Raw genomic sequence first — 11,075 nt, 5'->3', positions numbered from 1 at the left:
CGACCGGCGGACCGCTGGTCAGCGGTGCTCGACCTTCAGCGGTTCGAAGTCGATACGGGTCGTCGCCCCGTCCTCCGCCCAGCCGACCTCGACCGTGTCGCCGTCCACGTTCACGCCGCTCACCGCCGTCGCGAGCGCCGTGGCGTCAGGCTCCGCCGTCAGGGACGCGAGGGACACCAGCAGGACCGTCCCCTCGGCGTCCGCGCCCAGCCGGGGCATCACCGCCCAGCGGGTGTACGCCGTGCCCTGCGGGGCCCGTACCTCCTCCGAGGTCTCCCAGCCGTGCAGTCCGTGCAGCGTGGACCGTACGGCGTCGTCCGGGCCGGTCGCCCAGCCCGTCTGCTCCACCCGTGCCCCGGCCGGCGCGCCCAGCACCCGGTGCACCCGCAGTTCGTACCTCCCGCGGACCACCGTGACGCTCTCCACCCGCAGCCCCGGCACCATCGGCGCACCCGACGTGAAGACGGGGCGGTGCCAGGACGCGGCCCAGCCCCAGCCGTCACCGTGCCCGGCGCCCAGCGGGCGGACGCTGCGGCGGCCACTGCGCACTCCCGCGACGACGACGGCCAGATGGTTGTCCGCCGCGTTCACCTTCGACGTGGGACCGGTCACCGTGGAGTACGACTGGCGGCTGTACAGCGGGTCGTCCTGCACGCCCGACTCGCCCTCGTGCGGCCGGACATGGTCACTGCCGTGGTTGTGCAGCCGTACGATGCCGTCCGCCCGGGTGGACTGGATCAGCAGACCGGGCGCGGGCAGCGCCAGCACCCGGTCGGGGCCTTCGCTGGGCGCGGGCTCCTCGGTCGTGCTCCACAGCGGATGGCCCTCCGGGGCCAGCAGCGAGACGAACGCCTTGGATGCCCAGTACGGGGACGCGGGGCCCGAGTAGTGCTGCAGCGTCGCCTCGTGCGGGCCGTGCCAGCCCAGGCTCAGCAGTCCGTCCGTGCCCGTCGCACCGCGGTCCAGGAAGTAGCGCAGAGATCCGCTGATCACCCGCCGCGAGGCACCGGGGGAGAGCGGGGTGTGCCCGGTGACGGCGCCCAGTGCGACGGCCGAACCGGCCGCGAAGCGGTAGGTCAGCGAGCGGCCGAAGTGGATCGGCGCGCCGTCGGCGCCGAACAGCAGCGAGAAGCTGTCCAGGTGTTCGCGCAGCCGGGAGCCGTAGTGCGCGGACAGTTCGGGGTCGCCCGACAGATGCGCGTCCAGCACCGGGTACAGGTGCAGCGCCCAGCCGTTGTAGTGGTCGAATGCGGCGCCGTCGCCGTCCGTGTACCAGCCCTGTCCTCGGTACCAGCCCTCCAGCAGGTCGAGTGCCCGCTCCTTGGCCCGGGTCGTCTCGGCGTCGCCGCGGCCGACCGACTCCAGGAACGCGGCCACGGAGTAGGGGAACAGATACCAGTTGTTGGGCGCGGGGGTGTGCCGCAGCGCACCGCGCAGCCATTCCTCGGCCCGGTCCTGGACGCCCGTATCGAGCCGTTCCCACAGCCAGGGACGGGTCAGCCGCAGCCCGATGGCGACCGAGGCGGACTCGACCATGGGCTGGCCCTGGACGTGGTGGTCGAGGATCAGCGGCCAGGACTCCGGATCGTCCCGGCCGGGCGTCCGGGTTCCGGCGGCGAGTCCGTCCGCGTACCGGTCGAGCCAGCCGTGCGGGTCCTTCCCGTCCGCGCCGGCGACCCGGAAGGCCGCCGCGAGGAACGTACGGGCGTAGCCCTCCAGGCCGTCCGAGCGCACCCCGGATCCGGACGGCCGGCCCGGCAGGTCCAGTAGCGCGCGGCCGGGCGTCGACCACTGCCACGCGGCCCGCAGCAGGCCGTCCGCCGCCGCCTCCCAGTGCGCCCGGGTGTAGCCGGTGTGCGGGCTCAGGTCGCGGTCGTCGGTGGGAAGTTCAAGGGGGGAGGTCATGCGAGGAATGCCAGCCTTTCGCGTCGTACGGGGTGGGCGAAACCGTCGCCCGCGGCCCAGCGGCCGATCTCGTGGACCGCCAGGTCGACCAGCCGCTGCCACTCGTTGCCCTGCGAGCCCGCGAGATGCGGAGTGATCAGGGCGTTGTCGCACTCCCACAGGGGGTGCCCGGACGGCAGCGTGTCGGGGTCGGTGACGTCGAGGATCGCGCGGATCCGGTCCTGCCGGAGTACGTCGGTGAGCGCGTCCTGGTCGACGACGGCGCCTCGCGAGGTGTTGATGAGCACACCGTCCGGGCGCATCGAGGTGAGCAGTTCACGACTGACGAGCCCGCGGGTGGCGGGCAGCAGCGGGGTGTGGACGCTCACCACGTCGCTCCGCGCGAACAGCTCGGCGAGTTCGACCGGCCGGACACCCAGCTCGGCGGCGTCCGCCGCGGAGACGTAGGGATCGTGCAGCAGTACCCGCAGGTCGTACGGGCGCAGCAGCTCGATGACGCGGCGGCCGATCAACGAGGCGGACAGGATGCCCACGGTGCGGCCGTAGTTGCCGACCTCGGGCGAGGTGCGCAGCCAGTCGTCACGACGGCGCTCCGCCCGGTAGTCGCGGGCCCGCTCCAGGGCCCGCTTGCCGGAGAGCAGGATCATCGCGACGGTGTACTCCGCGACCGGCAGCGCGTTGGCGGCGGCGGCCGACGACACTTCGATGCCCCGGTCCCAGCAGGCCTCGGTGATGTGCCCGCGGACGGAGCCCGCCGTGTGCACGACGGCGCGCAGCCGGGGAGCCGCCGCCAGCACGTTCTCGTCGAGAGGCGGGCAGCCCCAGCCGGTGACCAGGAGTTCGGCGTCCGCGAGCGCGGCGCGGGCACGGTCGGTGGTGAAGTCGTCGAGTACGGGCAGCGGGGCGAGGGCGCACACCTCGGCGAGTGCGGCCAGGGATCGGGGGGCGAGGACGGCGGCCGCGGCATCCGGCTTCATGGCGACGGCGGCGCGCGGCCGACGGGCCGCGGTGCGGGTGGTGCTGGACATCTTGCTCCTGGTACGGAAGTGGTCCGGGTGGCCCGGCTACTTGACGGCGCCCGCGGTGAGCCCCGACTTCCAGAACCGCTGGAGCAGTGCGAAGGCGAGGATCAACGGGAGGACGGCGAGCAGCGAGCCCATGATCACAACGGGGTAGTACTCGGGGGACACGGTTGCGGAACTGTTCCAGGTGTAGAGCCCCAGACTGACCGGATACAGGTCCTGGTCGGACAGCATCACCATCGGCAGGAAGAAGTTGTTCCAGATGGCGGTGAGCTGGAAGAGGAAGACGGTGACCAGGCCGGGCCCGAGCATCCGCAGCGCGACCCGGAAGTAGGTGGTCAGCTCGCCGGCGCCGTCCACACGCGCCGCTTCGAGCACCTCGTTCGGCACGTACCCCTGACTGAATATCCGGCCGAGATACACACCGAACGGATTGAAGAGCACCGGGATGAAGACCGACCAGAAGGTGTTGACCAGGCCGGTGCCGGACGCCATCAGATACAGCGGCAGGGCCAGCACCGTCTGCGGCACCATGACGGCGGCGAGGACCAGGCCGAACAGCTTCTCCTTGTGCGGGAAGCGGTACTTGTCGAAGGCGTAGCCGCAGGCGATGCTCACGAGGGCGCCCAGCGCGGCGCCGAGCACCGCGTACAGCAGGCTGTTCCCGTACCACCGCCCGTACAGTCCGCCGTCCATCGCGAACAGGTCCTTGAGGTTCTGTACGAAGGCGAAGTGGTTCAGCGACAGCACGTCGCTGCCGAACAGGGCGTCCCGGTCCTTCGACGCGGCGAGCACCAGCCACAGCACCGGCAGCAGCGTGTACAGCACCGAGATGCCCACCACGACATTGACGACGGAACGGCCGAGCAGCCGGGGCCGCAGCGTGGCGGAGTCACGGGTGGGGCTCGTCGCGCTCATCGGGCGTCCTCCTCGGGGGCATCGGCGCGGTTGGTCCAGCGGGTGACGCCGTAGGAGAGGGCGATCGTGCAGATCAGCAGGACGACCGAGGCGGCCGCTGCCAGGCCGTAGTTGTTACGGGTGAACGCCGCGTCGTAGATGTACATGCTGGGCGAGAAACGTGAGTTGATCATCGGGGTGGACTGGCTGAGCAGCATCGGCTCGGTGAACAGCTGGAGCGCGAAGATCAGGGTGAACATCGCCACCATGACGATGGACGAACGCACCAGTGGCGCCTTGACCTGGAGCGCGGTACGAACCGGTCCGGCCCCGTCGACGACCGAGGCCTCGATGACCTCGTGGGACACGGCCTGCAGGGCGGCGTAGAAGACCACCATGTTGTAGCCGAGATTGCTCCACAGGGCGATGTTCACGATCGAGGGCAGGACGGTGTGCACGCCGAGGAAGTCGACGGTGATGTCGGCCTTGCCGAGCAGGTCGATCACCGGGCTGAGCCCTGGCGTGTACAGATACAGCCAGATGACGGCGGCGATGATGCCGGGCACGGCGTGCGGCAGGAACAGACCGAGCTGGGCCCAGGAGCGGAGCCGTACCACCCCGGAGTCCAGCAGCAGCGCCAGCGCGAGCGCGGCGATCACCATCACGGGGATGTAGATGACGCAGTAGAGGACGACGGTGGCCAGGCCACCGAGGAACGTCGGGTCGGTGAGCACGGCCGTGTAGCTGCGCAGTCCGACGAAGACCGTGCGCTCCGGGCCGAAGCCGAGCCCCGGCTGGTCGTCGCTGAAGAAGCTGAGCCAGACGGCCGTTCCGACGGGGATCAGGAAGACCGTCACGAGGAGTACGAAGAACGGTGTCATCAGGGCGCCGCAGGCACCGAGTTCACGGCGCCGGGCCGACCTGCGGGCGGAGCGCGCGGGCGCCGCGGCCGACCGGGCGTTCGCCGGGTGCGCGGGGGTGATCGAGGGGGTGGGAGCGGGGGCGGTCATGAGTGTCACCTGCCTCTCTGCTGCTGGGAACGTGGGAAGTGGCGAACGGGGTCAGGTGCTGTGCTCGGTGGTGGCGAGGCCCAGTGCCTTGAGGTCCGGCATGGTGCCCTGCTGAGCGGCGCGCACCGAGTCGATCAACGAACCCTGGCCACCGCCCGCCCGTGCGAAGCCGTCCTGCATCACCTTTCCGGTGGCGGTCATCCGCGGTCCCCAGAGCCAGCCGTGCCGGATCTTGTGCGCCTCCTCCTCGAAGACCGTGTAGATGTCCTGGCCGCTGTAGTAGCTCCGGTCGAAGGCCTTGCGGCCGACGGCGACGAGACCGGGGGCGGCCGGATACTGGCTGCTGCTGCCACTGGAGAGCCGAGCGCGCAGAGCGTCCGGGTGCGACACCTGCCACTCGATGAACTCCAGGGCGGCCTCCGGGTGCCGGCTGTCCTTGGTGACCGCGAAGGTGGAGCCGCCGTGGGTGCCGACGGCCGGCTTCGCCGGATCCCACTGGGGGAGCGGGGCCACGGCCCACTGGCCCTTCTGCGCGGGCCGGGCGTTCATCTGCGCTCCGGCGTCCCAGGCGCCGCTGAGCCGGACGAGGATCTGGCCGTTGCTGATCTGGGCGTCACTCTGCCGGCTGTCCACGGCGTTCATGAAGACCAGGTCCTGGTCGATCAGCCGTTGCCAGTACGACGCGACGCGGCGGGTCGGCTCGTCGGCAAGCGACACGTTCCAGGCACCGTCCGAGGTGTCGAACCACTGGGCGCCGGCCTGCCAGGCGAGCGCCGCGAACTGCATGGCACCGTCGGTGGCGAAGGTCGCCAGACGCCGGTCCGGGGCCTTGCGGCGGACGGTCCGGGCCACTTCCTCGAACTCGTCCCAGGTGCGCGGCACTTCGAGACCGAACTGCTGGAACAGGTCGGTGCGGTAGTGCATCAGCATCGGCTCGACGTCCAGCGGCACACTGAAGACGCGCTGCTCGAAAGTGGTCAGTCCCAGCGCCTGCGGCAGCAGTTTGCCGCGCAGTCCGTCGCCGATCAGATCGGTGAGCTCGCGTGCCACTCCATCGATGGCGAAGCCGGGGACCTGGGGGTACTCGATGGTCGCGACATCCGGTGCGTTGCCCGCCCGGGACGCGTTGCTGAGCTTGGCGTAACCGCCCTGGCCTCCCGTGGGGATCTGCTGGAAGTCGACCTGGACGCGGTCGTGGGTGCGGTTGAACGCGTCCACGACCTCCTGGCTGCCGCGCAGGGCCGACCAGAAGGTGATGTGCGTGGCGCGCTTCGCGCCCTTGCTGCTGATGGTGCTGGTCCTGCTCGTGCTGCCCGACTTCGATGCGTCGTCACTGCTGCTGCAGGCGCTGAGCGCGCCCGTCAGCGGCAGGGCGGCGATCGAGGCGAGCACGGATCGACGGCTCTGTCGACCAGGCATGGGTGCCTCCCGCGGCTCCTGATTCGAGACACGGGAATCCTGATCGGCTGATCGGTACGGGTCAATAGATCGCTCAGAAGAAAATTAAAGCGGTCAAACGATCAGTCTTCGGGGGTGGGAACCGGCTGTGCGGAACCGCGGATCTTCAGCGTGGGCAGCAACTCCGTCCGGCGCACCGGACCGGTGGCGCCGGCGGTCCCGGCCAGCCGGTACAGCAGCAACTCGGCCGCCGCCCGCCCGATCTCCGCCTTCGGTGGGGCCACCGCGGTCAGCGGCGTACTGCCCAGAGCGGCGACCACATCGTCGTACGCCACCACCGAGCAGTCCCGCGGCACCTGGACGCCGCCCTCCGTCAGTCGCTGCACCAGCATCAGCGCGTCCACGTCGCCGTGCAGCACGGCCGCCGTGGCGCCCCGTTCGCGCAGCAGCGCCGCAAGGTCGACCGCCGTGGCGTCGCAGTCGGGATCGGCATCGGGCGTGGCTTCGGCCGGTGCGCCGGGCGGCTGCGGACCGGGACCGGGTACCGCCGCGGGCGAACTGAGCACGATCGACCAGTCCTCCACCTCCGGACGGGCCGCCGCGATCTCGGCGAACGCCGTCCGGATGGTGCGCGCCGTCGGACTGTCGTCGCGGGCCGCGAGGACGATACGGCGGTGGCCCAGCGACACCAGATGGTCCACGGCCAGATGCGTCCCGTACCAGTGGTCGGAGCAGACGGAGTCCAGGGCGTGCAGCGCGCTGCCCGGCCGGGGCCGCCGCTCCATCAGCACGGTCGGCACCCCCACCTCCGCCAGCCAGCCGTAGTCCAGCTCCTCCGAGCGCGCGTTGCGCCACCGCGGGGCGATCAGCAGGCCGCGGGCCCCGTCCGCCAGCGCCCGCTCCACCAGCGGCCGTTCGGCGCCCGCGGACTGAGGCGCGATGTGCAGGGCGATCCGCATCCCGGACTCCTCCAGCACGCTCCGGGCGCCGTGCAGCGTCTCGTACAGGTACGAATGCCGCTCCGGTACGACGAGGGCGACCGCGGCGCCGTCCCCGGCCGGCTCCTCGGTCCGCGCCGCCGGAACCGTGGTGGGTTCCGGCGCGTCGACCACCGGACGGGCCACCCCGTGCCCGCGCCGCAGCCTGCCCACCCGGGTCAGCTCCTCCACGTCCCGCCGGATCGTCACCACCGAGACATCCAACTCGGCGGCGAGCACGCTGACCTTGACGGCACCCCGCGACTGCACCACCGACAGGATTCGCTGACGCCTGAGTTCAACCGGCTCCCGCATGCTGTTGGCCCCCTCGCCGTACCACCGCGCATTGTTCGTTTGAACGCTTCCCGCGAGCGCTTGCGTCGCAGCATAGCGATCACCTTCGCGCCGTCCATGGCGTCCGAGGCCTTCGTGGCCTCCACGGCCGAATCTCGTCGTGACCAACTTGCGATCGATGTGGAAGGCAGGGCGCATGGAGCTCAATGGCGCATGGAACTCCATAAGGTCGTGGTCCGCGAAGAAGAGGCCAGGAACCGCGAACGGCAGACGATCGGGAAATGTCCGACGCGCTGAACCGCCTGATATCCGCGGGACGCGCGAGATCAAAGGGGGGCGGGCGGCGGGAACAGGTCCAGTGCCTGCCCCCTCGTGCCGTGGGACGAGAATCGGTACCCGACCCGGCGGACGCCCGGCACACCTCAGGGGCCGCTGCGGAACGGCCCCTGAGGTGGCTCCACCGACGACCTACGGCTGCCCCAGCGACAGCCGGTCGAGGTCGGGCGCGGACTCCTCGTCGTTGTAGATCCTGATCGTGTTGGCACCCGCCGCGAGCGTCACCGGAACGGTGGTCGTCGTCGGGGTGCTGTTCCCGATGCCGCTCACCGCAGCTTCGACCGGCGCTCCGTCGTTGACACTCACCAGGAACGAACGATCCCCGTTCACCGTGTAGTCGATGAACAGGGTGTATGTGCCGGCCCGGTCCACGGTGACATCAGGGAACCGGACATCGGCAGCCGCGCTGCCCCCGATGTTTCGCACCTTCTCGCCGCCGGAGCAGGGCGAGCAGCCGGTCTGACCGGCGGTGCCGAGCGTGTTCCGCGAGTCCTCGGCCTCGCGCATGAACACCCGGTCAGCCGGGCGCGGCCGGACGCCGACGCTCTGCGTCACCTCGTGCGGTGTGCCGAGAGTCAGGAAGGCCGCGGTGACGGGCACCGTCGTCGACGCGACATCCGCGCCGGGCGGCGAGGTCAGCGTCCAGCTCGCCTCGAGGGTCTCGCCCAGCCGCATCGACGACGCCGTAGCCGGACCGCCCTCGACCGACCAGCCCGCGGGAACCTTCGGGGCGAGCTGGACACCGTCGAGAATGTCGTCGGCGTCCAGCCGCAGCTTCGCCGTCACCTTGACCGACTGCTGCCCGGCGCCGACCCACTGCAGCCCGTGCGGATCGACCGTCATCGTCGTCTTGGGCACGTACGACGCCGGCGGCAGCGGTCCGACGGCGATCCGGTCGAGGCCAGGCCCCCGGGCCTCTCTGCTGAACACCTCGACCGTATTGGCGCCCGCGACCAGCGGCACCGGGACAGCCGTGGACCCGGGCACGTCCGGGTTGCCCGCGGGCACCGCCACATCGACGGCCGCGGCGCCGTTGACCCGTACCGACAACGAGGTCGCGGATCCGGCGGTGTGGTCGAACTGGAGCCGGTAGTTCCCGGCTTCGGCGGCCGTCACGTCCCGGAACGTCACGGAGTTGCGTGCTCCGCCGCCGAACCCGACGAGCCGGGACGAACCCGAGCAGGCCCCGCACTCGGACGTCCGTACACCGCCCTCCCGGTCGTTGCTCCGTGACTCGGCCTCCAGCGGCACCTGCGCCGAGCCCGACACAGGTGCCCCGTGGGCCACCTTGATCTCGTCGATCCTGAGCCGGCCGAGGAAGTCCGGTGCCTGCGGACCGGCCCAGGTGTTCCGTACGTCGAGCTTCAGATAGCGGGCCGTGCGTTCACCGATGTCGATGAACTGGACCCCACGGGCGCTCGGCAGAGCCCCGCTACGGACCGTCTTCCAGAGCCTGCCGTCGTCGCTCGTCGAGACGGCGTAGTCCTTGATCCGCGCGGAGTCCTCCGGCCTGCCGAACGTCGACCGGGCGTGTGTCGGTGACCATTCGCGCTGGTTGACGGCGAGCGAGGTCGCCTTCCGGCGGCTGCCGAGGTCGATCGTCACGGACGCGGGGAGCTTCCCGTCACTGTCCCAGTAGTTCTCGTGACTTCCGTCGACGACATCGGCGGCCGGGTGCCCGGTGGCCGCGGACGAGGCCGTGGCCCGCAGGGAGTTCTGCGGGTAGTAGGACCGCTGCCGGCCGTCCGTGTCGACCTTGAACACCGTGTCGTACGGATCCCAGTCGGCGATCCCGAGGATTGTCAGGTAGCCCCCGGACTGGCTGAACGCCATCGCCTTCCCGGTGCGTACATCGGTCACCTTCGTCGCCCGGTAGCCGTTGTCCCGCAGACGCACCAGATCCGTTCCGGGCCGGGTCAGCACATGCACGTACTGAGTCCGCGCCCCCGGCCGGACGGTGACGACACCGTGCGCGCCGTCGTTCCAGAAGCCGGGCTGCATCCCGCCGTACATGTAGCCGCCGCCCTCGGTACCCTGCAGCGAGGACCGGATGGGGGCGGTCCAGTCGGCCATGAAGTCGTTGTACTCCTGCTGGCTCGGCGGGAACCTGCCGTTCACCATCGCCGTCTCCGCCATCAGCGACTTCATGGACGAGCCCGCGTTGGTGATGTACCGGCCCGTGCTCAGCCGGAAGTCCACCGGGTGGTCCTTGCCGTCGTACCACCAGTCGCCGCTGGTCGGCAGCTTGTAGTCACCCTCGGAGATGCGCGGCATCGGCGTGAACGCGGCCGATGGATAGTCGTACGCCGGAGTCATGCCGGTCTTCTGCTCATTACTGACCGTGTCCATGATCGGCGTGTCCTCGTTGTTGTTGGTCAACAACCAGGACGGCCGCTTCGCCCGGATCTGCTCGTAGAGGTGATGGCTCTCCCAGTACTCGTTGTCGTTGTCGATCCAGAACCCCGCCAGATCCGGGTAGTTCTCCATCACCTCGAAGAACTGGTCGTAGCTGAATCGGCCGAAGCCCTCGCGCGTCGTCAGGTCGACCTTCTCGCCCTTGTACGCGGAGTACGCGTCCGAGTCGAGCGTCTGCACCCCCGGCACCTCGTTGTGCCACTGCGGATCATCGGTCATGTACAGCTCGACCTTGATGCCCTTGGCCTTGCCCGCGTTCACGAGCTCGCCGAGGAAGTCGCGCTCCGTGGAGCAGCTGCCGGGGATCTTCGAGGGCCACGGCCGCGCATAGCCCAGCCTGCTGTGGAAGGTGGCGAGGACGATGTACGAGGCGCCGAGCTTGCGGGCCTCGTCGATCCAGTAGTCGGCGGACCAGCCGCCCGCGGTGACGTCGTGCTCCCACGCTTCACAGTCGACATGGCGAGGCGCGGTGAACATGCCCCAGTGGAGGAACAGACCCGCCGTGGACTCGCGCATCCACTGCTGGCGCGGATGCTGGACCTCGGCTGTGGCGGCGGGTGCGCCGAGGAGTGCCGCTGCCATGGCCAGGGCCAGGGACAGACAGAACAGGGTCCATCTGCGCCCCGCCGGTGAGGTGGGTGGTCTGCCCGTTGATCGAAGTGCTGGAGATGTGCGGCTGTGCGGTACGGATGCCATGGCCGTCGCCCTCTCGCCGGGGCCGGTGTGGGTGGAGCCACGGTGGCTGCCCACTGAGACATCCGATGCTTACAACGTCCCTATCCGGGGTCAAGTCTTCTGACGTGCAACTACCCGGTAGATAA

At 70.2% G+C, this 11,075-nt stretch carries 8 protein-coding genes; 1 reads left to right on the top strand and 7 read right to left on the bottom strand.

All coding sequences use genetic code 11. The features are described from left to right. Positions 1 to 18: 18 nt before the first annotated feature. The 6 genes from OG963_RS09030 to OG963_RS09005 all read right to left on the bottom strand — a co-directional run bounded on the left by OG963_RS09030 (position 19) and on the right by OG963_RS09005 (position 7,524). Entirely contained in the window at positions 19 to 1,905 is a 1,887-nt protein-coding gene (locus OG963_RS09030) for a DUF2264 domain-containing protein (protein ID WP_371798737.1), read from the bottom strand. Next, positions 1,902 to 2,933, bottom strand: coding sequence for a hydroxyacid dehydrogenase (locus OG963_RS09025; protein ID WP_093770003.1), 1,032 nt, complete (start codon positions 2,931 to 2,933; stop codon positions 1,902 to 1,904). The genes OG963_RS09030 and OG963_RS09025 overlap by 4 nt, the downstream gene beginning before the upstream one ends. A gap of 36 nt (positions 2,934 to 2,969) precedes the next feature. Continuing rightward, a complete protein-coding gene (locus tag OG963_RS09020; RefSeq protein WP_093770004.1) occupies positions 2,970 to 3,845 on the bottom strand; it encodes a carbohydrate ABC transporter permease in 876 nt (291 codons plus the stop codon). Next, positions 3,842 to 4,834 (bottom strand): carbohydrate ABC transporter permease, encoded by a 993-nt coding sequence (locus OG963_RS09015; protein ID WP_371798736.1) that lies wholly within the window; start codon positions 4,832 to 4,834, stop codon positions 3,842 to 3,844. The genes OG963_RS09020 and OG963_RS09015 overlap by 4 nt, the downstream gene beginning before the upstream one ends. Before the next feature lie 51 nt (positions 4,835 to 4,885). Further along, positions 4,886 to 6,253 carry an ABC transporter substrate-binding protein gene (locus tag OG963_RS09010; RefSeq protein WP_093929256.1) on the bottom strand — a complete coding sequence of 456 codons (1,368 nt, stop codon included), beginning with the start codon at positions 6,251 to 6,253 and terminating at the stop codon, positions 4,886 to 4,888. Positions 6,254 to 6,354: 101 nt separating this feature from the next. After that, a complete protein-coding gene (locus tag OG963_RS09005; RefSeq protein WP_093770007.1) occupies positions 6,355 to 7,524 on the bottom strand; it encodes a substrate-binding domain-containing protein in 1,170 nt (389 codons plus the stop codon). A gap of 39 nt (positions 7,525 to 7,563) precedes the next feature. Between OG963_RS09005 and OG963_RS09000 the strand changes: the two genes are divergently transcribed. Then, positions 7,564 to 7,800: a hypothetical protein gene (locus OG963_RS09000; protein WP_371798735.1), complete on the top strand. Its 237-nt coding sequence runs from the start codon at positions 7,564 to 7,566 to the stop codon at positions 7,798 to 7,800. Between the two features lie 171 nt (positions 7,801 to 7,971). On the opposite strand, the gene OG963_RS08995 is transcribed toward OG963_RS09000, so the two are convergent. Further along, a complete protein-coding gene (locus OG963_RS08995; RefSeq protein WP_371798734.1) occupies positions 7,972 to 10,836 on the bottom strand; it encodes an alpha-L-fucosidase in 2,865 nt (954 codons plus the stop codon). Positions 10,837 to 11,075 lie beyond the last annotated feature (239 nt).

It is taken from the genome of Streptomyces sp. NBC_01707 (assembly GCF_041438805.1).
In the GTDB taxonomy this organism is placed as follows: Bacteria; Actinomycetota; Actinomycetes; order Streptomycetales; family Streptomycetaceae; genus Streptomyces.
The sequence above is the reverse complement of the archived record's forward strand: the minus strand, read 5'-3'. Positions and strand labels throughout refer to the sequence as shown.